The 21,804-nt window shown below is 60.3% G+C and carries 21 protein-coding genes and 1 tRNA gene; 13 read left to right on the plus strand and 9 right to left on the minus strand.

Annotated features, from left to right (window positions below; all coding sequences use genetic code 11):
* Positions 1-62 precede the first annotated feature (62 nt).
* The 4 genes from NYR50_RS18260 (at position 63) to NYR50_RS18275 (ending at position 4,268) form a co-directional block, all read left to right on the plus strand.
* Entirely contained in the window at positions 63-326 is a 264-nt protein-coding gene (locus NYR50_RS18260; RefSeq protein ID WP_174010994.1) for a spike base protein, RCAP_Rcc01079 family, read from the plus strand.
* A 195-nt stretch (positions 327-521) separates the two neighbouring features.
* Positions 522-2,189 carry a phosphoethanolamine transferase gene (locus NYR50_RS18265; protein ID WP_174010992.1) on the plus strand — a complete coding sequence of 556 codons (1,668 nt, stop codon included), beginning with the start codon at positions 522-524 and terminating at the stop codon, positions 2,187-2,189.
* A gap of 66 nt (positions 2,190-2,255) precedes the next feature.
* A complete protein-coding gene (locus NYR50_RS18270; protein WP_006313721.1) occupies positions 2,256-2,909 on the plus strand; it encodes a response regulator transcription factor in 654 nt (217 codons plus the stop codon).
* Positions 2,910-2,930: 21 nt separating this feature from the next.
* Entirely contained in the window at positions 2,931-4,268 is a 1,338-nt protein-coding gene (locus tag NYR50_RS18275) for a sensor histidine kinase (protein ID WP_174010990.1), read from the plus strand.
* 54 nt (positions 4,269-4,322) lie between these two features.
* Here NYR50_RS18275 and NYR50_RS18280 read toward each other — a convergent pair whose 3' ends face one another.
* Positions 4,323-5,627 (minus strand): MFS transporter, encoded by a 1,305-nt coding sequence (locus NYR50_RS18280; RefSeq protein ID WP_418138271.1) that lies wholly within the window; start codon positions 5,625-5,627, stop codon positions 4,323-4,325.
* 293 nt (positions 5,628-5,920) lie between these two features.
* Here NYR50_RS18280 and NYR50_RS18285 point away from each other — a divergent pair, with 293 nt between their 5' ends.
* The 5 genes from NYR50_RS18285 (at position 5,921) to NYR50_RS18305 (ending at position 11,472) form a co-directional block, all read left to right on the plus strand.
* Positions 5,921-7,036 carry an RHE_PE00001 family protein gene (locus NYR50_RS18285; protein ID WP_174010988.1) on the plus strand — a complete coding sequence of 372 codons (1,116 nt, stop codon included), beginning with the start codon at positions 5,921-5,923 and terminating at the stop codon, positions 7,034-7,036.
* 245 nt (positions 7,037-7,281) lie between these two features.
* Entirely contained in the window at positions 7,282-7,512 is a 231-nt protein-coding gene (locus NYR50_RS18290; RefSeq protein WP_174011256.1) for a helix-turn-helix domain-containing protein, read from the plus strand.
* Positions 7,513-7,739: 227 nt separating this feature from the next.
* Positions 7,740-8,984 carry an adenylate/guanylate cyclase domain-containing protein gene (locus tag NYR50_RS18295; protein WP_174010986.1) on the plus strand — a complete coding sequence of 415 codons (1,245 nt, stop codon included), beginning with the start codon at positions 7,740-7,742 and terminating at the stop codon, positions 8,982-8,984.
* Between the two features lie 229 nt (positions 8,985-9,213).
* Positions 9,214-10,206, plus strand: coding sequence for an inositol 2-dehydrogenase (iolG, locus tag NYR50_RS18300; RefSeq protein WP_174010984.1), 993 nt, complete (start codon positions 9,214-9,216; stop codon positions 10,204-10,206).
* A 381-nt stretch (positions 10,207-10,587) separates the two neighbouring features.
* Positions 10,588-11,472: a DMT family transporter gene (locus tag NYR50_RS18305; protein ID WP_174010982.1), complete on the plus strand. Its 885-nt coding sequence runs from the start codon at positions 10,588-10,590 to the stop codon at positions 11,470-11,472.
* On the opposite strand, the gene NYR50_RS18310 is transcribed toward NYR50_RS18305, so the two are convergent.
* Positions 11,469-12,548: an ornithine cyclodeaminase gene (locus tag NYR50_RS18310; RefSeq protein WP_174010980.1), complete on the minus strand. Its 1,080-nt coding sequence runs from the start codon at positions 12,546-12,548 to the stop codon at positions 11,469-11,471. The two genes, NYR50_RS18305 and NYR50_RS18310, sit on opposite strands and share 4 nt — an antisense overlap.
* 13 nt (positions 12,549-12,561) lie before the next feature.
* A complete protein-coding gene (gene rocF, locus NYR50_RS18315; protein WP_174010978.1) occupies positions 12,562-13,482 on the minus strand; it encodes an arginase in 921 nt (306 codons plus the stop codon).
* 129 nt (positions 13,483-13,611) lie between these two features.
* Here rocF and NYR50_RS18320 point away from each other — a divergent pair, with 129 nt between their 5' ends.
* Entirely contained in the window at positions 13,612-14,049 is a 438-nt protein-coding gene (locus NYR50_RS18320) for an Lrp/AsnC family transcriptional regulator (RefSeq protein ID WP_092772908.1), read from the plus strand.
* A 122-nt stretch (positions 14,050-14,171) separates the two neighbouring features.
* Positions 14,172-14,245: transfer RNA gene (locus NYR50_RS18325), tRNA-Gln, on the plus strand.
* Between the two features lie 59 nt (positions 14,246-14,304).
* On the opposite strand, the gene NYR50_RS18330 is transcribed toward NYR50_RS18325, so the two are convergent.
* Positions 14,305-15,147, minus strand: a complete 843-nt coding sequence (locus tag NYR50_RS18330) for a LysR family transcriptional regulator (protein ID WP_418137773.1) — start codon at positions 15,145-15,147, stop codon at positions 14,305-14,307.
* A gap of 91 nt (positions 15,148-15,238) precedes the next feature.
* Between NYR50_RS18330 and NYR50_RS18335 the strand changes: the two genes are divergently transcribed.
* Positions 15,239-15,640, plus strand: a complete 402-nt coding sequence (locus NYR50_RS18335) for a tautomerase family protein (RefSeq protein ID WP_174010974.1) — start codon at positions 15,239-15,241, stop codon at positions 15,638-15,640.
* Positions 15,641-15,683: 43 nt separating this feature from the next.
* Positions 15,684-16,577: a DMT family transporter gene (locus NYR50_RS18340; RefSeq protein ID WP_174010972.1), complete on the plus strand. Its 894-nt coding sequence runs from the start codon at positions 15,684-15,686 to the stop codon at positions 16,575-16,577.
* 36 nt (positions 16,578-16,613) lie between these two features.
* On the opposite strand, the gene NYR50_RS18345 is transcribed toward NYR50_RS18340, so the two are convergent.
* From NYR50_RS18345 to bioB, 5 genes are read right to left on the minus strand one after another with little or no spacing between them, the layout of a single operon-like run.
* Positions 16,614-17,600, minus strand: coding sequence for a beta-ketoacyl-ACP synthase III (locus NYR50_RS18345; protein WP_174010970.1), 987 nt, complete (start codon positions 17,598-17,600; stop codon positions 16,614-16,616).
* Positions 17,601-17,637: 37 nt separating this feature from the next.
* A complete protein-coding gene (locus NYR50_RS18350; protein ID WP_174010968.1) occupies positions 17,638-18,930 on the minus strand; it encodes an adenosylmethionine--8-amino-7-oxononanoate transaminase in 1,293 nt (430 codons plus the stop codon).
* The gene (gene bioD / locus NYR50_RS18355; protein ID WP_174010967.1) at positions 18,927-19,565 is read right to left on the minus strand and encodes a dethiobiotin synthase; all 639 of its coding nucleotides are present in this window, start codon (positions 19,563-19,565) and stop codon (positions 18,927-18,929) included. The genes NYR50_RS18350 and bioD overlap by 4 nt, the downstream gene beginning before the upstream one ends.
* Positions 19,562-20,707, minus strand: coding sequence for an 8-amino-7-oxononanoate synthase (locus tag NYR50_RS18360; protein WP_174010966.1), 1,146 nt, complete (start codon positions 20,705-20,707; stop codon positions 19,562-19,564). The genes bioD and NYR50_RS18360 overlap by 4 nt, the downstream gene beginning before the upstream one ends.
* The gene (gene bioB, locus NYR50_RS18365) at positions 20,704-21,723 is read right to left on the minus strand and encodes a biotin synthase BioB (RefSeq protein ID WP_174010965.1); all 1,020 of its coding nucleotides are present in this window, start codon (positions 21,721-21,723) and stop codon (positions 20,704-20,706) included. Before bioB ends, NYR50_RS18360 begins: the two co-directional genes overlap by 4 nt.
* Positions 21,724-21,804 lie beyond the last annotated feature (81 nt).

A 21,804-nucleotide genomic window follows, 5' to 3' on the forward strand; every position in this document is an offset into this window, starting at 1 on the left:
TTGTCCCCATCGCTCCGGCGCGCCGCATAATCACGGCAGATTTCGGTTTACGGGAGACAAAAATGGCTGAGACTTACGAACACCACGCGGCGGGTCTCGAATCCCCGGCACTCCACGCTTTCGATGTCGTGCCTGACGATGTGAACCCGCTGCCGTCCCCCACGCGTGCCATCTATGTGGGCAATGCCGGTCATCTTTGCCTCACCCTGCTTTCAGGCGCGACGGTGACCTTCCAGAACCTGCCGGCGGGCAGCCTGCTGCCGGTAAGGGCCACGCGCGTATTGTCAACGCGCACCACCGCCACGGGAATCGTCGGTCTCAACTGAGCCACACCTATCGCCAACCACCGCCTGGCGGAAACACAACCTTATCGGGAAATTCGATGCCATATGACACTTTCGTGACAAGCGTTCAGGTTGATGTCAGCAAAGACGCGCATCGGCCACTAATCGGGCCGTGCGGCAGTTTGGACCGGGGCGCTTGCGCCCTCTGGTCGCTGCCATCGGCCCATCGGAAATCTGGTGGATCTGATAGTGGCTCTTTTGACCTCGAAAGCGACGGGAACAACAACAATTCGTCCGGAAATCGGCAGCGTGGCTCTCAGCCTGCTGACAGCGGCCTATCTGCTGCTGTTTACGAACCGCACCTTCTGGTCGAAGGTCCATACCTATCTTTCGGCCTATCCGGTTGCCATCGCAGCCCTTTATTTTGCCATGGCCGCCTTTTTCGGCGCTCTCATCATCATTTTTTCCGCCAAATATCTCATCAAGCCGTTCTTGATCCTGCTGGTCTTTGCGGCGGCGGCGGCCTCCTGGTTCATGGATCGCTACGGCATCGTCATCGACAGCGACATGATCCGCAACGCCATGGAAACGACCCAGGCGGAAGCAGGCAATCTGATTACGCCCGGTTTTCTCTGGCATATGGCTATTTACGGGCTGGTGCCGTCCATCCTCATCATCGCGGTGCGCATCCGGCATCGCCCGATCCTCGACAAGCTGCTGTGGAACACCATCAGCATCCTGGTCTGCCTCGCTATTGCGGGCATCATCAGCTTTGCGAATTCCAAGACCCTCACGACCGCCATTCGCCAGCACAAGGATATCGTCAAAAGCGTCAACCCGTTGTCGCCGATGATCTCCACCATCCATTATTTCACGCAGGCCGGCCAGGAAGCGGAGATACAGGTGAGCCCGGTCGGCACGGATGCAAAGCTGATGCCCGCCCTCGGCGGCGTTCGCAAACCGCGCATCACCGTCATCGTTGCCGGCGAGACCGCGCGCGCCGCGAATTTTTCCCTGAACGGTTATGGGCGCGACACCAATCCGGAACTCGCCAAACGCGACGTGATCTATTTTCCCAACACCACCAGCTGCGGCACGGCGACGGCGATTTCCATTCCCTGCATGTTCTCGAAATTCACGCGCTCGCAATATAGCCACAGCAAGGCGCTCGCCAATGAGAACGTCATGGATGTGCTCGTCCATGCCGGCGTCGGCGCCACATGGCTGGACAACAATACCGGCAGCAAGAATGTCGCCGACCGCATCCCCTATTTCGACCTGCCTTCCACCAATGACAGCCGCTTCTGCACCGGTGGCGAATGCCGCGACGATATCTTCTTCGACAAGCTCGATGCCTGGCTCGACAACGTCACGAAGGACAGCGTGATCGTGCTGCACCAGATGGGCAGCCACGGACCGACCTATTATCTGCGCTATACCGATGAATTCCGCAAATTCACCCCGGATTGCCGCACGGCCGAACTTGGCAATTGCAGCGACGCGGAGATCGTCAATTCCTACGATAATACGCTTCTTTACACCGACCATTTCCTCTCGACCGTGATCGACAAGCTCAAGGCACGCTCCGACAAGCTGGCGACGGGCATGATCTATGCCTCCGACCACGGTGAATCGCTGGGTGAGAACGGCGTCTACCTGCATGGCGCGCCCTATCTGCTCGCGCCGGACCAGCAGACGCATGTGCCGTTTCTCGTCTGGTTCGACGACGATTTCGCAACGTCCATGGGGCTGGACAAAGCCTGCCTGGCAAAAAGTGCTGCGGAGGGCGGGCGCTCGCACGACAATTATTTCCACAGCATCCTCGGCATGATGAGCGTCTCGACTTCGGTCTACGATCCCTCGCTTGATGTTTTCAGTGGCTGCACCAGACGGCAGACCAGCTGAACAGACAATGCTTGACGCTTATCCGGACAAAGAGATACGCAAGACGACGCGTTAGAGGGAGCTGTCTTGCGGGTTCTGCTTGTTGAAGACGATTATGTGCTTGGAGAGGCGCTGCGAGACCATGTCGCGGCGGCTGGCCATGCTGTTGACTGGTTCAAGACGCTGGGCGACGCCATGGCGGCGACGCTGACCATGGGTTATGGCCTGATCCTGCTTGACATGCGGCTGCCTGACGGCGAAGGCATCACCCTTCTGCAATCCCTGCGCAAGCGCGACGACGCGACACCGGTGATCATACTGACGGCCCATGACCAGGTCTCCGACCGGATTGCCGGGCTGAATGCCGGGGCCGACGACTATGTGGTCAAGCCCTTCGATCTCAACGAGCTTTCGGCGCGGATGCTGGCGGTTTCGCGCCGTTACGAGGGCCGCTCGGCACCCGTCATCCGCTTGCCCGGCATCGAGATCAACCAGGTGGCGCGCAATATTACCGTCGACGGAACGGCACAGACATTGAGCGCCCGCGAATGGGCGGTGCTGGAAAAGCTGGTCGAACATCCCGGCGCGGTCGTCTCGAAAGCGCAATTGCACGACACGCTCTATGAATTCGGCGCGGAAATAGAGAGCAACACGGTCGAGGTCTATATCAGCCGGCTGCGCAAGAAAATCGGCCATGACCGCGTCGAGACCGTGCGCGGCGTCGGCTACACCATCAAGTAGACGAACCGCAGGCAGGCACAGATGGCCAGACCGACCAGCATGACCCGCAAACTCGTGACGGCGCTGACGAGCGTTGTCGCCATATCATGGCTACTCGCCTGCGCTTTGGGCGTCATGGCAATGCAGGACGAATTTGCCGAGATTTTCGATGCCGGCCTTGAAGAAACGTCGGAAAGGCTGCTGCCGCTTCTTCTGGACGACCTGCGTGAAAACAACACCGCACCGGCCGCACAAAAACTCAACCAGTCGGCGGAAGGGTCGGAATATCTGACCTATCAGGTTCGCGACCGGGAGGGCCAGGTCGTGCTGCACTCGCATGACAGTTCGACGGAGCCTTTCGAAGTCGGGCTTGATCCCGGTTTTTCCGAGACGTCGTCGCAGCGCATCTTCACGGTGGCTTCGCCCGACGGCAATTATTTCCTGCAGGTGGCCGATGCCTTCGCCAATCGCCGCGAGGCAATCATAGAAGCAGGCAGCGCGCTGATGCTGCCTGTGCTCATTCTCATTCCCGCCAGCATTATTGCCGTCATCGTCGTCGTGCGGCGTGCCCTGCAGCCCGTGCAAACGTTACGTGACGAAATCGGCAAAAAAGACGGCGGCAATCTCGCCCCGCTCGCGACACAGCCGTTCCCGGCCGAACTGCACCCCATTGCCCGTTCGGTCAACCTGCTGCTCGGGCGGCTGCGATCAACGATCGAGGCCGAGCGGGAATTCACCGCCAACAGCGCCCATGAATTGCGCACGCCGATTGCGGGCGCGCTGGCGCAAGCGCAGAGGCTACGCGCCGATATTCCGCCGGAGCTCTCGCCCCGCGTCGAGAATATCGAAAAATCCTTACAGCATCTCGCTCATCTCGCTGAAAAACTGCTTCAGATGTCGCGGGCGGAAGCGAAGATCGGGGTAACCGATAAAACAAGCGATCTGATCCCCGTGCTTGAACTCGTCATTGACGACATGAGCAGAACGGTGCTCGGCACATCCCGCATCCGCTTCACCAATCGCTGCGAAGGCAGCCTGCCTTGCCGGATCGGTGCGGATGCCTTCGGCATCATCATCCGCAATCTTCTTGAAAATGCGCTGATCCACAGCCCGGCGGAAAGCCCGGTGCAGGTCATCGCCGAAACGGACGGCACGATCCGCATCGTCAATGCCGGGCCTGTCATAGACCCGGCCTTGTTGCCCAAGCTGACCACACGTTTCACCCGAGGACAGACCACGGCTGACGGCACCGGGCTTGGCCTTGCCATCGTCAAAAGCCTGGTGGAACAGGCAAGCGGTGAGCTGGTGCTTTCCTCTCCTGTCTCCGGCCGGCAGGATGGCTTCGAAGCCCGCGTGATCCTTCCGGTCGAAACGGCCTGAAAACAAAAGCCCCGCCAGGAGACGGGGCTTTCTTGGAGCCGGTATGGCTGAGGCTCAATCCTCGTGGATATGGCTATGATCACGCGTATCGCGCATCTTCACATAGACCACCAGAGACAGTGCGATCATGATCGTCACATACCAGAAGAACCAGTTTTCATGTCCGATCTGCTTGAACTTCAGGGCCACGAATTCCGCCGTTCCGCCGAAGATCGTGTTCGCCAGCGCATAGGGCAGAGCCACGCCGAGCGCGCGGATATGGGCGGGGAACATTTCCGCCTTCACCACCGCATTGATGGAGGTGTAACCGGTGACGATCAAAAGCCCGACCAGCACCAGAACGAAAGCCATGATCGGATCCGTCGTCGTCGCCAGCGTACTGAAGATGAGATAGGTAAACAGCGTTCCGAGAATGCCGAAGCCCACCATCAACGGCTTGCGGCCCACCCTGTCCGACAGCGCGCCGGCAAGCGGCTGGCACAACATGAAGACGAACAGCGCCGCCGTGGTGATTTCCGTGGCACTTTCCTTGCTGAAGCCGGAGGTGTTGACGAGGAATTTCTGCAGATAGGTCGTATAGGCGTAAAAGGCGAGCGTGCCGCCTGACGTCAGCGCCATGACCATCATCGCTTCCCGCGGATAATGTTTGAACAGCGCCCAGCCGCTGGATTTCGGCTTGTCCGCCTCACCGGCCTTGGCGTTTTCGAAGGATTGCGTTTCGGCAAGTCCTCGGCGGATATAAAACACCGCAATTGCCAGCATGCCGCCGATGAAGAAGGGAATGCGCCAGCCCCAGGAGCCGAGCTGTTCCGGCGTCAGGACCCGCTGCAGCACCAGAAGCACCGCCAGCGCCAGAAGCTGGCCGGAAATCAGCGTCACATACTGAAAACTGGAGAAGAAGCCACGGCGGCTCTTGCCGGCCATTTCGCTAAGATAGGTTGCGCTGGCACCATATTCACCGCCGACGCTGATGCCCTGCAGGAGGCGGGCGAAAACCAGGATGGCAGGTGCTGCAATGCCGATCGTTTCATGGCCGGGCGTGATCGCGATCAAAAACGAACCGAGACACATCAGGGTAACGGAGAGTGTGAGGCCCGCCTTGCGGCCCTTGCGGTCGGCATAGGTGCCCATGAACCAGGCCCCGATGGGCCGCATCAGAAAGCCGACGGCGAAGACGGCGGCCGCGCTCAGCAATTCGGCGGTCTGGTTGCCGGAGGGAAAGAAGACCGGCGCAAAATAAAGGGTGAAGGCCGAATACACATACCAGTCGTACCATTCGACGAGGTTGCCCGCCGAGCCGCCGATAATCGATTTCAAACGGGTTTTCTGATCCGGCGCCGTGGCGGGACCATTTGCCATAATATTCACAGGTAAACTCCAATTCATCTTCGTCTGGAGATTGAAGGGCGAACGGAAGGTGTGATGATTTGTCGCTCTCGGGTGGGGGTATATACCCGCCATGCTGCGATGCGCAAGTTTATGCGGCATTGCAGCAAGAGGGCAGGAAAAGCGATGCTGGTGCCTGTCTTTCTGATCCCGGTCCTCCACACGGGATCCGCACAACAAGACGAAGACCATGATAGCGGGAAAAATAAAGCCACGCCATTCCGATCCGTCTTGTAAGCCGCCCACGCTCAAACTAAAAAATATCAATGATTTACGACATATCTGACATCCAGATCGAAAAGCTCCTCATCGCCGCCGCCCGTGCGGGCGAAGCGCTTGCGCGGCTGGACGAGCGGATCAGCCGCTCGCCGATGAAACAGGGCTTTATCGAAAGACAGGATTTCACCGATGCCATTTCCTCCATGTGGGTGGATGGTGAACTCGTGCATATGGAAGATCTGGTGTTGCATGATGCCCACATGGATGTGCGGGCACCCAGCCATGAAATGACGGCGGCACACCGGATTCTACGATCGAGACGGCTGATCTTTTCCAATGCGGCCGGCTGGGCCTTCACCGCGCCCGGCCTTGCGAGGTTAAGGGGCAAGATCGCACCTGCCGGTGCGGAGACCGTCGCACCATCACGGGAAACCTTGGATCGATCACCTGAGGAAGATGACGACGCCGTGGGAGAAACAGCGCTGGATGGCGCCTTTTCGGAGCTGGATGCGCTGCTGGCGCGAAGCTCCGCGACCCTTGATGCAATCACCACCGGCAACGCGCTTCCGACGATACGCAGGGAGGAAAGCCATGACATCATCAACGAACCCGACTGGGACGAGGATGAACGGCTGAAAGAATGGTGGGACGTGCATGCGCGCACGCAGGAATTGCCGGCAATCCTTCGCACCGCCATTCTGCTCGATGCCTGGAACATCATCGAGGTGCTGCAGCGCAGCCCCTGGCTCGGGCGGCTTCTGGCCGCCGCCTTCCTGCGTGAAGGCACTGTCACGCCAGATCACCTGCCGGCACTGAGCATCGGTCTTCGCGCCGTGCCGCGCGAACGCCGGCACGCGCGAAACCAGACACAGCGCCTCTCTGCCCTGCTTGACTGCTGTTACGAGGCGGCACAGGCCAGCCTGAAGGAACATGACCGGCTGAGCCACGCAAGGGAGCGCATGATGCGCAAACTGACCGGCCGGCGCTCCTCCTCGCGGCTGCCCGAACTGGTGGAGCTCGTCGTCTCCCGGCCGGTCGTGTCGGCGGCGATGATCGTCAAGGAACTCGGCACCACGCCTCAGGGGGCAATCGGCCTCGCCAAGCAGCTGGAATTGCGGGAAGTCACGGGTCGCGGCCGTTTTCGCGCCTGGGGCATGCTTTAACCGTCACCGCACTCTGCAAAGGCCCCGAAAACGGCGATATCTTAGGCCTCTTTTCTTGAAAACCGCCGCGGCAATGCGGCGATCACGAATCTTAACAAAATTTAACTATTGCGTAGGTGGGCGAAGCGTCTATGTTCCCCGCTGCGTTGCAGCACGATTTCTTCTCCGGCAACGCGGTCGCATTCGGCCCGGCAACTTTTCTGTGCCGCCCGCATTTAAGTGTCCACCATGAGGGAGATGCAATAATGACAATTTCAATTACACAACCTGATTCCGATCACGAAACCGATGCTCCTTTTGCAAAAAAAGTTCTGATGGCGCGCACGCTTGCCGGCTATACGGTCGAACAGCTTGCCGTCACCTGCGGCCTGACCACCAGCGAAATCCGCGCGCTGGAAGAAGGCACCGACAGCGATCCGCTGCGCATCCGCCGCGTTGCCGCCGCCCTGCATATTCCTGTCGAAACCGTTATCTGATCGTCCGCCGCGAACGGTCACTGAAACTCTGAAGCGCCGCCGGGGACGATGTTCACGGGAACATCGGGGCGGCGCGCTTGGCCCTGCGTCCACAAATCTCTTCCGGAACATTTTCCGCAGCGCTCTCTTAACATTTTCGTTATCCGGCACCACATGGGGTTCACGAGCGACCATGGTCGGCATGATTGCGCCCGTGCGAGAGCGGCAACAACCTCCGGAATCCTGCCATGACACTAAGCCTTGACACCGAAGAACGGGTTTCTTCCGCAGTGGATGAATTGTGGCCTGTGGAGAGGACCGAAATCCTTGACTGGCTCGTCACTGGCACCAAGGACGAACGCTTTATCGACGAGATATTCGTGGAGCTTTGCGACAGGCTGCGGGCGAGCGGAGTTTCCGTCGCAAGGGGCGTGCTTGCTTTCCGCATTCGCCATCCGCAATGGCTCGGCGCGCGCATTCTGTGGAAAGCCGGCCTGCCCACCGCCGATATCGCCACCTATGGCTATGGATCGGAAAATACGCCCGAATATCTCAATAGCCCCATCAACGACATTCACCAGGGCGCCACCGAAGTCCGCCACCGGCTGACCGGCGAAGAAATCGACGAGCCGGGCTATTCCATCTATGAAGAGTTGCGGGCCGAAGGGCTGACGGATTATTGCGCCTGGCCGATCGAACACACCTTCGGCAAGCGCCATGTGGCCACCTTTTCGAGCGACCGGCCGGGCGGATTTACGGAAGCGGAAGTCCTCGCCCTGAAGAACCTCCTGCCCGCCCTGGCGCTGGTGAGTGAGATTCGCCTGAAAAACCGCATGACCCGCACCCTTCTCGAGACCTATGTGGGTCCACATGCGGGTGAAAAAATCCTCAATGGCGCAACGACGCGCGGCAGCGGCATCACGGTGGGTGCGGCGATCCTGATTTGCGACCTGCGCAATTTCACCCATATTTCCGACCTCTGGCCGCGCGACGATGTCATCGAGCTTTTGAACGGCTATTTCGACGCCATGTGTGATCCCATCGAGGAAGCCGGCGGTGAAATTCTGAAATTCATGGGCGATGGGTTGCTGGCGATTTTCCCCCTCAGCGATCCCAAGGCCTGCGAAAACCTGCTGAAAGCCATCGTCAGCGCGCGCAAGAGCCTCGTCGCGCTCAATGAAATCAATTGCCGGAAGGGCCATGATCCCCTGGGTTACGGTATCGGCGTGCATGTCGGTGATGTCATGTATGGCAATATCGGCTCGAAAACCCGCCTCGATTTCACCGTCATCGGCCCCGCCGTGAATATCGCCTCACGGCTGGAAACGCTGACCAAGGAGACCGGGCGCAACGTGCTTTTCTCCGAAGAATTCGTCCGCATGGCCGGGAATCGCGACGCGCTGGAAAATCTCGGCCCCTGGCTTCTGCGCGGCCTCGAAACCCCGGTCGAGGTCTATGCGCTTCCGCCAGAGACGGACACGATCGCCCCTTAAACCGGTCGCCAGACCCCTTCGTCCCGCAATCCCCCGCAAGGCCTTTTGGCAAGGCGGGGGATTTTGCTTTCTCGACCTGCTTCCCGCCCCTCGCCCCCTGTCAAAACGCTTGACACATCTGCGATGTCGATCTAGCAAAATAGAACATATATTCCATATCGAAACACTACTTGCATTCATATTCTGTCTCTCCAGGAGTGAGGGACGGGTGTGAGAAAACGGAGGAAAGATGGTTACGAAATTGGCACTGCTCGGCGCTGGACGGATCGGCAAGGTCCACGCCAAGGCGATCACCACCGACAGCCGTGCGAAGCTGGTGGCCGTTGTCGACGCCATGGCTGGTGCTGCCGAAGCCATCGCCCGCGAGGCGCAGTGCAAGGTGAGCACGATCGACGAGGTTCTGGCCGACAAGACGATCGATGCCGTCATCATCTGCACGCCGACCAACACCCATGCCGACCTGATCGAGCGTTTCGCCCGCGCCGGCAAGGCGATTTTCTGCGAAAAGCCCGTTGATCTCGATGTCGCCCGCGCGGAAGCCTGCGCCAAGGTGGTGGAAGAGACCGGCGCGAAGGTGATGCTCGGCTTCAACCGCCGTTTCGATCCGCATTTCCAGGCCGTTCACAAGGCAATCGAAGACGGCCGCATAGGCAAGGTGGAGATGGTCACCATCACCAGCCGCGATCCCGGCCCGCCGCCGGCCGACTATATCAAGGTTTCCGGCGGTATTTTCCGCGACATGACCATTCATGATTTCGACATGGCCCATTTCCTGCTCGGCGAGGAAGTGGAAAGCGTGTTTGCCACAGGCTCCGTTCTCGTCAATCCGGAGATCGGCAAGCTCGGCGACTTCGACAGCGCCAGCATCATCCTAACGACAAAAAGCGGCAGGCAGGCCATCATCTCGAATTCACGCCGCGCGACCTATGGTTACGACCAGCGCATCGAGGTGCATGGTTCGGAAGGCTCGGCAGCGGCCGAAAACCAGCGTCCGGTTTCCATCGAGATCGCCAATGCGGACGGTTATACCCGCCCGCCGCTGCATGATTTCTTCATGACGCGTTACACGGCGGCCTATGCGGCGGAAATCGCCGCCTTCATCGACAGCATCGAAAACAATGTCGCGCCTTCACCTTCCATCAAGGACGGCCTGATCGCGCTGAAACTTGCCGATGCGGCGCTGAAGTCCACCGCTTCCAAGGCGGCCGTGAAGATCGGCTGAAGCCGCGCCTATCGTCACCTTGGATTTGTCCCGCGGGGATCTCGCGGGACATAACATCCTTGGTTGCGGTCTTGGAGCGGAATGCAGCCGACGCGGCCCGCGCGCGGCGAGAAGAATCCTTTCCAGCCCAAAGACTTGGGGACTGACTGGATACCGGCTCAAGGCCGGCATGACGAAAAGTAAGCATCGCGCCCATCTTGCCCGCACGGCATCGGCCACCAACTCCAATTTGCCCTTCTAAAAAGCCGGCGTCCGGACTTGCATGGCAGCTATTCGGAAAATAAGGTTGTCTGACAAGGTTCGGCCGTAACATATGGCCGACACCCACCTCATTCACCCCGAATACTCTTTTGCCGGCGGCAGTCGGATAGCGGTTTTCTTATGCCATCAGCCAAGACCGGTTTTCTTTATGCGCTTGTCGCCTTCACGATCTTTGCGGCGCAGGATGGCATATCGAAACATCTGGGCAGCGCCTATCCGCCCGTCTTCGTCGCCATGCTGCGATACTGGGCTTTCGCCGTCTTCGTTTTGTTGATGGCTGCAAGGTCGGCCGGCGGCATTCGCGGTGCCGTCATGGCCAACCGTCCCTGGCTGCAGATCAGCCGCGGCGTGCTGCTTGCCGTGCAGATCGTTTTTTCCATTTTCTCCTTCGCCGTCGTCGGGCTGGCGCATAGCCATTCCATCCTCGCCTCCGCACCGTTGATCGTTGCGGCACTGTCCATGCCTTTGCTGGGAGAACATGTGGGCTGGCGGCGCTGGTGCGCCATTTTCGTTGGCTTCATCGGCGTTCTCGTCATCCTCAAGCCGGATGGCGACGGTTTTGACAATAAGCTGATCATCACCTTCGTGGCCGCCTTCATGCTTGCGCTCTACAGTGTCCTGACACGCCTCGGCAGCAAGAGCGATTCAGCCATGACCAGCTTCTTCTACACCGGGGTGGCCGGCGCAGCGGCGCTGACGCTGGTCGGCCCGTTTTATTGGGCCAACCTCGCCCCTCAGGATTGGGGATGGATGCTGGCGCTGTGCATTACCGGCATGAGCGGCCATTATTGCCTGATCAAGGCGTTCGAACTGGCGGACGCAGCCTCCGTGCAGCCCTTCTCCTATTACCAGCTGGTGCTCGTCTCCATTATCGGCGTCACCATCTATGGCGAGGTGGTGACGTCCAATATGCTCATCGGTGCAGCCATCGTTATTGCCGCCGGCCTCTTCACCATCTGGCGGGAGCATGTGGTTGCGCGAAGGAACCGCCGGGAAGCCAATTAGGCCGGCTGGCGATCACCGGTTGGGACGAGAGCCGCCTGACAGCGCAGTAACATGCCGAACAGATCGCGCGGTTCATCCGGATCGGCCAACAGGTCAAGCTCGATATAAAGCCCGGTGGCAGCCAGTTTCGAGCGCACGTAACGCAGCGCCGAAAAATCCTCCGTCGCAAAACCGACGCTATCGAACAGCGTGATCTGCCTGTCGCCTGCCCGCCCTTGCTTTTCACCTGATATGACCTGCCAGAGCTCGGTGACCGGATAATCCGCCGGCAATTGCTGGATTTCGCCTTCAATGCGTGTCTGCGGCGGATATTCGACGAAGATATCCGATCGCAGCAGAATGTCCCGGTGCAGTTCCGTCTTGCCGGGGCAGTCGCCGCCGACGGCATTGATGTGGATGCCGGGCCCGACCATGTTGTCGGTCAGGATCGTCGCATATTGCTTGTCAGCCGTGACCGTGGTGATGACGTCAGCCCCTTCGACCGCCTCTTCGGCAGAGCCGCAAATCTCGATGGCAAAACCCTGCCCGGCGAGATTGCGGGCGCATTTTTCACTGGCGGAAGGGTCGATATCGAAAAGCCGCAGCGTATCGATGCCGAGAATGGCCTTGAAGGCGCGCGCCTGGAATTCGCTCTGTGCACCATTGCCGATGATGGCCATGGAGCGGGCATTTGGGCGGGCGAGATATTTCGCCGCAACAGCGGAGGTGGCGGCGGTGCGCAGCGCCGTCAGGATCGTCATTTCGGTCAATAGCAGCGGATAGCCGTTGCCGACGTCGGAAAGCACGCCGAAGGCCGTCACGGTCTGGCGGCCCTCCTTCATGTTCTTCGGGTGGCCGTTGACATATTTGAAGCCGTAAAGCGTGCCGTCGCTGGTCGGCATCAGCTCGATGACACCCTCCTTCGAATGCGAGGCTATGCGCGGGGTCTTGTCGAAGCTTTGCCAGCGGCGGAAATCCTCTTCCACCACATCGGCCAGCTCACGCAGGAACGTATCGATTCCCACTTTGAGCACCAGCTTCATCATGTGATCGACGCTGACAAAAGGCACGATATTGAGATTTGGTATCACGGTCATCGCATCACCCCTTTCAGCCGGCCCGCGTCGGGCGGTCCATGACGCGTTTGCCCATCAGGCTGGTGGCGAGATCCACCATCAGGGTCGCCGTCCTGCCACGCTCATCGAGAAACGGATTGAGCTCCACCAGGTCGAGACTGCAGACCAGCCCGCTATCATGCAGCATTTCCATCACCAAATGCGCTTCGCGGAATGTCGCGCCGCCCGGAACCGTTGTGCCGACAGCGGGCGCGATGGACGGTTCGAGAAAATCCACATCGAGACTGACATGCAGAAGCCCGTTTGCCGCCTGAACCCGCGCCAGGAATTCGCGCAGCAGAACGGCAACCCCATGCTCGTCTATCGAACGCATGTCGTGAACGGTGATGCCGCTCTTTTCCAGCGCAGCCCTCTCGGCCGGATCGACGCTGCGAATGCCGATCATGCCGATATTTTCTTCCGCAACGGCATGGGAAAGCGGCGGGAAATAGCCGGAAAAGCCGTCACGTCCGCTGAAATAAGCGACCGGTGTGCCGTGCAGATTGCCGCTGCGGGTGGTCTCCAGCGTGTGATAATCGGTATGGGCATCCAGCCAGAGCACGAAAAACGGCCGGCCCGTTTCAGCCACCCGACGCGCCATGCCGGCGACGGTTCCGGCCGAAATCGCATGATCGCCGCCGAGGAAGATCGGCACGGCATCCGCGCTTTCGCGATAGGCAGCCTCCGTCAGCGCTTCGGTCCAGGCCACGGTTTCGGCGAGATGATGTACAGCCGGGTTGGGATGGCAAAACTCCCTGAGCGGCGCCGGCGTCACATTGCCGGTATCGACCACCCGATGCGCCAGTTCTTCGAGAGCATGGGCAAGCCCTGCGACACGATAGGCACTTGGCCCCATCTCGCAACCCAATTGCCCGGCCCCGATCTGCAACGGCGCACCAACAAGCCTGATATCCATTCCCGTCCTCGCTTTCCCAACCGATCGTTGCACTAGACCATGGAGACATGGCAGAATGAACATCAAATATTGGCAATATTATTGAAATGATCTACCATTCTGGTAAAATTCTTTTATCGAAATGGCATAATGGACACTCTCGACGAACGCCTCATCACCCTTTTGCGCCATAATGGCCGACGCAGCATTTCCGATCTGGCGGTGGAGACGGAAACCTCGCGCGCGACGGTTCGCTCGCGCATCGAAAAAATGGAAAATGACGGTTCCATCATCGGTTACACCGTCATTCTGCGAGCCGACGCCGTGGAGGCCGCTATCCGCGGTATCATGATGATCGAGATTGAAGGCCATGTGACGGACCGCGTCATCCGCACCCTCGGCGGCTTTCCGGAAATCTCCGAAATCCATACCACCAACGGCCGCTGGGACCTGATCGTGGAACTGAATGCCGCCACCCTCAGCGATTTCGACGCCGTGCTGCGCCGCATCCGCCTCGTGCCCGGCATCACCGGCAGCGAGACCAGCCTGCTGCTCTCCACCCCCCGCTCCACCCGCGCGAGACTCTGACCCGGCGAGGGAACGCAAAAGCGGGATAAAACGCATTTTTCGATTTTTTCGACTTGCGCGCCGCAATAAATCATCTATATGACGACCCACCAAAGCGAACGCGGCAACGCGCTTCCGGCTTTTGGGGAATAGTTCAATGGTAGAACGACGGACTCTGACTCCGTTAATCTTGGTTCGAGTCCAGGTTCCCCAGCCAATCCCTTCAAAATACCCTTAAATCTTCGATTTTCCCCTCGTGCCTGATATCATTTGGCACTACTCACCTGCGCCTGATACCGCAGCGACAAGAGCCCTGATGGCCGATGCGTGAGACGGTGTCCGCGCACGAGACAGAAGAACGATGTCCGAGGGTGGCAACGGTGGCAGGCCGAGTTCGGCGCCGCGATCAGGCAGGCCTCGGGCGCTGATGTCGCCAAGGGCGGCGACGCCTGCACCGGCAAGCACCCCTTCAAGAAGCACCGAGCAGCTTCCGGCAGTGAATGCATCGCGCCAGGCCACGCCGGCCTTTCCAAGCTCGGATATTGCAATATCCCGGACACCACATCCAGGCCCAAGAGACACCAGCGGAACGGCGCTGTTGGCGCGCGGCCGAAAGTCCGGAGCCACACGCCATCCCAGCCTGTCGGTGCGCAGCACTTCACCGTCGGACCCGCCGCCATTGCGACGGATGATGGCGGCATCGGCCAGGCCGGATGCGAAGCTTTCCTTCACCTGGCGAGAAAACCCCAGGGTTACGTCGATGACCGCATTCGCCGGCAGCGATGCGCGCATCGCTCTTATCGCGGCCGAGAGGCGGGTCCCGATCGCGTGATCACTGGCCGCCAGCGCGAAATGCAGCGGCGGCTCGTCACTGAAGTTCAGCGCGTCCTCATGTTTGGCCAGCAGCTCGCGCGCCTTGGGCAGAAACACCTGCCCGTCCTCCGTCAGCCGAAGGTGGCGTGGCGAGCGGTCTATCAACCGTCTGCCGAGGCGCTGCTCCAGCATCTTCAGTTTCTGGCTGACGACGGGCTGCACGGTCCCCGCAGCCTCGGCCGCCCTCGTCAGGCTACCCAGTTCGACGGAGAGAATGAAGAGGCGCACGCTTTCAAGGTCAATCATATGAAATCGCTATAAATGGAATAATAATCATTATCTTCTCATTATGATGAAATCTGCGCAAGGTGGTTTTCGGCAACAAGGAGATAACACCATGCCCATGATCAAAGCCCGCTACACCAGACCGCAGAATACAGCAGATCCAAAACTGGAAGTCGCAGCGCTCCTGTCCCGGCTGACCGCTGAAATCCTGCACAAAGACCCCGCTGTCACCGCCGTTCTCGTCGAAAGTGCCGATCCCGCTGACTGGATCATTGCCGGATCGAGCGTCGCCGAACAGAAGGTCGCAACATTTTATGTCGAGGTCTCGATTACCGACCACACCAACATAAAGGACGAGACGACCGAATGGGTGCGCCGCGTTTATGAAGAGATGAACAGGCTGCTTGGCCCCGTGCACGAAGCAAGCTATGTGCTGGTCCACGCCGTGGATGGCGACGCCTATGGTTATGGCGGGCAAACGCAGAACCAGCGATGGGCGCGCAAGCACGCATGATAGGGCGAGACGATGAGGCAGGCCCGCGGAGCAGTGGAACGAGATGGTAATCTATGAACTGGCTGCCGTGGGCGCCGCAACCTGCTGGGCGATGACGGGGCTTATTTCCGCCCGCCCGGCGGGACATCTTGGCGCGCTCGCCTTTAACAGGACAAGGCAACTTTTTGTCGCCTCGGTGCTCGGTCTTTACGTCCTCGCATCGGGAACCTGGCGGGATTTGCAGCCGGACGCGTTGTGGGCGCTGCTGCTGTCCGGCTTCATCGGCATCTTCGTTGGCGATACGCTGCTTTTCACCTGCCTGAACCGGCTGGGGCCGCGCCGCTCGGGAATCCTGTTTGCGCTCAATGCCCCGATCGCCGCCGTGCTTGGCTGGGCTGTTCTCGGCGAACAACTTTCCGCGACGGCCGTCGCCGGCATTGGCCTTACCCTTGCGGGCGTTCTGCTCGCCATCCTCTTCGGCAAACGCAAGTCGCAGCTGCACGCATGGGAAAGCGTGAAGGGACCGCTCTGGCTAGGCGTGCTCTTCGGCCTTCTCGCAGCGCTCAGCCAGGCCGTCGGCTCCCTCATCGCAAGGCCGGTCATGGCCTCGGGGGTCGATCCCATTGCCGCATCCATGCTGCGGGTCGGCGTCGCCGCCATCTGCCTTACCACCTTGACGATGCTCCCCATCAAGGCCGTCAAACCCAATGGGTCGTTAACCGTCAGCATTTTCCTGCGGACGGTGCTGACCGGCAGCATCGGGCTTGGTTTCGGCATGACACTGCTGCTTTTTGCGCTGTCCGGCGGCAAGGTCGGCATTGTCTCGACGCTCTCCGCAACAACACCCGTCATCATCCTGCCATTGCTCTGGCTGCGAACGGGCGAGCGGCCGGCATCCGGCGCATGGGTGGGGGCCGCGCTCGTCGTTATCGGCATGGCGCTGGTGTTCTGGCGCTGAAACGCGCCGCGTCACCTCATTGCGATAGCCGAGAGGCTAGACGCGATAAACCACCGCCCCGCCCGTCATGCCTGCACCCGCCGCGGTCAGAAGCAGGGTTTCGCCGCTCGCAAAGGGCCGTTCGGCATTGGTGATGGACAGCGACAGCGGGATGGTTGCAGCGGAAGAATTGCCGAAGCTTTCTATGGTGCGGACCGTCTTTTCCCGCTCGATACCGAGATTTCCGCAGACGGCATCGAACATCCGGGCATTGGCCTGATGCGGTACGAAACGGCCGACATCGGCTGCGGTCAGTTGCGCCTCATGCAGCACACGCTGAGAGGTCTCTGTCATCAGCGCTACGGCGCGGGAGAAAACCTCCCGGCCATCGCGCATCGTCATCAGGGCATCTTCGCCAGGCATACCGGCGAAAAAAGGCTGGTTACTGCCGCCTGCCGCGATCTGAATGAGATCGTAACCGCTGCCATCGGCAACGAGATCGGCCGATAACAGCCCTCGTTTCACCTCCGGGCAAGGGGTCAGCACCACGGCGCCGGCGGCATCGGCAAACAGGACGGCGCTCGCCCTTTCCGCCGGATTGATGCGGCGGCTCAAAATATTGGCGGCGACGACAAGGACGGCGCGGCCGTGGGTGCGGACAAAACCATCCGCGAGGGTGAGCGCATAAAGAAAACCGGAGCAGGCCCCAGCAAGATCGATCGCGCCAGAGCGCGTCAAACCGAGCCTGTGTGCCAGCAGCGGTGCGGAGGGCGGCAGAAGATGGTCCGGCGTGGAGGTGGCAAGCAGCGTCAGCGCGATGTCATCGGCATTGGTCTTCGCATCCTCCAGGGCCATCCGGCCAGCCCTTTCGGCAAGGCCGCTCAACGTGTCGTCCGCCTCCGCCCAATAACGGGAGCGAATGCCGGTCCGCCGCTCGATCCACCCGGCCTCCAGCCCCAGACTGGCCTCTATCTCGGCATTGTCGACGCAACGGGCCGGAACGGCGTGGCCAAAACCGGCCATGCGGGAAGAGCGTGTCTGCATTGTCAGGACTTTCGCAATGGTCTGGACATCGCCATTTTCATTTGTCGACGCCGTAAGATTTTGCCGATGCGACATCGGTAACGATCCCGGCGACCTCATCGATAACGTCGAAGGCGCGCGTCAGATCATCAGCCGTCGAACAATAGGGCGGCATCAGATAAAGCACGTTGCCGAGCGGACGGATGAGAAAGCCGCGCTCACGGAACAGCTGCCGCATGCGTGGACCGGCCTCGGAAAGATAACCACCGGCCGGCACCACGAGATCGAGCGCGGCAATGGTGCCCGCCTGCCGGATGTTGGCGAAACGGCCATCATCGGCAAAGCGCTTGATATGATCGCCCAGCGTCTGCTGTATTTGCCCGATGCGCTGGAGAACCGGTTCATCCCGCCAGACCTGAAGATTGGCGACGGCGGCGGCGCAGGCGATCGGATTGGCCGTATAGGAACTCGAATGGAAAAAAGTCTTGCGGCGGTCGGTCGAAAAATGAGCATCGAAAATCTGCGCGCTGCACAGCGTCGCCGCCAGCGGCAGCGAACCGCCGGTCAGCCCCTTGGAGGTGCAGAGAATATCCGGTGAGATTGCCGCCTGCTCGCAGGCGAAGACGGTCCCGGTCCTGCCCCAGCCGGTCATCACCTCATCGGCGATGACGAGGCAGCCATGGCGTTCGGCGATCTGCTTCAGCCCGGAAAGAACATCTGCGCCATAAATCTTCATGCCACCGGCACCGAGCACAAGTGGCTCGATCAGCAATGCGGCGACACGGCCCGAACGGCAGTAAGCCTCGAACATATCCAATGTGCGCTGTTCCGTGCCCGCCTCCGGAAAGGCCAGCCGGTCGACGCCGAAAAGCAGCGGTTCATAGGCAGCGTTGAACACGCCGCGTTCGCCGGTCGACATGGTACCGATGGTATCGCCGTGATAGCCATGCTCCATCACCACGATGCGATCGCGCTTTTCACCGCAATTGTGGAAATAACCGAGCGCCATTTTGAGCGCCACCTCCACCGCCGTCGAGCCGCTATCGGAATAAAACACATGGCTCAGTCCGGCGGGGGCAAGCTCGATCAGCCCACGGGCGAGCGTCTCGGCCGGTTCATGGGAAAACTCGGCGAAGATGACCTGATCCAGGGTCTCGGTGGCGGCGCGGATGGCCGCCATGATCGCCGGATGCCGGTGCCCATGGCTAATGACCCACCAGGATGAAATGGCGTCGAACAGCCGATTGCCATCCTCATCGACCAGAAACGCCCCTTCCGCTGAAACCACACGTTTCATCGGCGGTTCCAGCCCATGCTGGGTGAAGGGATGCCAGACGCGGGAACGGCTCATGCCGGCACCTCCAGAAAATTAGCGAGATTGAAGTGTTGGGCGAAGGCCTGATGTAATGCCTCGGGCGTCAATTCCGGCAGGTGCGGCAACCGGCCGAGCCGGCGCACCGCGCCGATATCGGTTATGACACGCTCATTTTCCCTGTCTTCATCGCCGATGAAAACCACGCCATGCACCGGAATGGCGCGATGCCGCAGCGCCTCAAGCGACAGCAGCGTGTGGTTGATGGTGCCAAGCGCGGTTCTGGCGCACAGGATGAGCGGAATTTGCCAGCGGGCAAAGATATCGGCGAAGAGCACCCTGTCCGTCAGCGGCACCAGAAGCCCGCCTGCCCCTTCGATGACAAGCGGCCCGTCCAGTCGCGGCGGCTGTAAAAGCGCGGGATCGATCGCGACATTATCGAGACGCGCCGAAAGATGCGGCGAGGCAGGGGTCTTTAGCCGATAGGCTTCCGGCAGGATGCGCGTGCGCGGCACGCCGGCAAGCCTTGCCACCGTCTCGCTGTCGGTTTCTTCCTCGAGACCTGACTGCACGGGCTTCCAGTAGTGGGCCTCAAGAGCATGGGTGAGCGCTGCCGCAAAAACTGTCTTGCCGATGCCGGTATCCGTTCCGGAAATCACGAAACGCAGGCTCATGCCGCTTCCTCCCGCATCGAAACGGCAAGCAAGCCGACCATGGCGGCAATCTGGCTTTCATCCACGTTGAGCGTGATGGCGATGCGTAGCCGCGCCGTGCCTTCCGGCACCGTCGGCGGGCGGATCGCCCGAACATCGAATCCGCCGTGCCGCAGCCGCGCAGCGATCTTCAGTGAGCGGGCATTGTCGCCGATCATCACCGGCAGGATCTGCGAGCCGCTGGGTGTCACACCCAGCTGGCGGTGCAATTCTTCGCCGGCAAAACCTACCAACTCGGCCAGTCGCGACCGCCTTGAGGGTTCGTCCGCGACGATGCGCAGGGCTTCCCGCACCGCCGCCGCCATCAGCGGCGAAGGTGCGGTGGAATAGATGAAACCGCGGGCGCGGTTGACGAGATAATCGGCAAGAACCGCAGGCAGGCTCAGAAGCGCGCCGGAGGCACCAAGCGCCTTGCCGCAGGTGTGAAGCGCCACCACATTACCCCGGCCTTCCAGTTGCGCGGCGAGACCACGCCCACCGGGGCCGAAGACGCCGGTGGCATGTGCTTCATCGACGACGAGAAAACCGCCATGCCGTTCGGCAAGATCGGCCAGGGCTGCAAGCGGCGCGCAATCGCCATCCATGGAATAAAGGCTCTCGACCGCGATCCATGGCCGGCCGCTACCGCCCGCCTGCCGCCAGCGGATTATCTCCCGCTCGAAAGCCTCCACCTCATTATGCGGCACGGCCATCGCCTTCGCCTTGCCCCCCGCAATGCCATCATGCACGCTGGCATGGATCAGGGCATCGCAGAGCACGATATCGTCCCGCAACGGCAGGGTGGAAAAAAGCGCGACATTGGCGGCAAAACCGCTGCCGAAATAGATGGCTTTTTCGGCCCCGAAAAACGCCGCCGCTTCCGCTTCCAACGACTCGTGCTCGGGGTGATTACCGCGCAGCAGCCGGGAGCCGCCGGAACCCACCGGCACCCCCTTATGAATGGCCTCTGTGATTGCCGCCTTCAGGCGCGGCGCTTCGGCAAGCCCGAGATAATCGTTGGAGGTGAAATCGATCCCCTCCCGGGGCGCAAGCGCACGCAGGCGCGATTTGCGGCTAAGGCCGGTAAGCTTCGCCTCATAGGGAGAGAGCGCCGCAATATTCACCGGCAGCCTCCCGCCTCGGAAGACTGCAGCTCCATCGGCTTCAGGCCGAGCCGCCGGAAGAGCGCGGTATCCTGATCCTCCCCCGGATTATCCGCCGTCAGCAGCGTTTCGCCGATGAAGATGGAATTGGCGCCGGCGAGGAAACACAGCGCCTGCGTCTCATCACTCATTTCCGTGCGCCCGGCCGAAAGCCGCACATGCGAACGCGGCATCAGAATGCGCGCGAGCGCAATGGTGCGCACAAAATCGATCGGATCGACGGGGTCGGCATTGGCAAGTTTCGAGCCCGGGATCGGGATCAGCATGTTGATCGGCACGCTTTCCGGCGGCACCGGCAGGTTGGCGAGCGTCACCAGCATCGAAATCCGGTCTTCGACCGTTTCGCCCATACCGACAATGCCGCCTGCGCAGACCTTGATGCCGGCATCGCGGACATTGGCGAGCGTTTCCAGCCGGTCCTCGAAGGTGCGGGTGGTGATGATCTGAGAATAAAACCGCTCTGATGTGTCGACGTTGTGATTGTAATAATCCAGGCCGGCATCGGCCAGCCGCTCGGACTGTTCCGGCGTCAGCATGCCGAGCGTCATGCAGGTTTCCATGCCGAGCGCTTTCACGCCCTCGACCATAGCCACCACGGCCTCCATGTCGCGCTCCTTGGGATTACGCCAGGCCGCACCCATGCAATAACGCGTCGCCCCGCCGTCCTTCGCCTTGCGTGCCTCGGCCAGCACCCGTTCCACTTCCATGAGCTTGGAAGCCTTGAGACCGGTCGGATTGCGGGCGGACTGGCTGCAATAGCTGCAATCTTCAGGGCAGCCGCCAGTCTTGATCGACAAGAGCCGGCTCATCTGGATCACGTTCGCATCGAAATGACAGCGGTGCACCTGCTGCGCACGGAACAGCAGGTCGCTAAACGGCAAATTATAGATAATTTTTGCCTCCTCAAGAGAGGAGTTGGTTTGAACCGCCGGAATTGGGGCTAGTTTTCCGTCAATTTGCGTCGCAAGCTGGTCCATAGGTCGACCTTTTCCAAAAATAAATAGATAGAACTTCTTTTTATCTATTTTTTTCGGGCGGCATTTTGCAAGCACTTTTTT

Origin of the sequence: Agrobacterium sp. El2ro-1b, assembly GCF_048298475.1 — a bacterium.
Lineage (GTDB): Bacteria > Pseudomonadota > Alphaproteobacteria > Rhizobiales > Rhizobiaceae > Agrobacterium > Agrobacterium fabrum.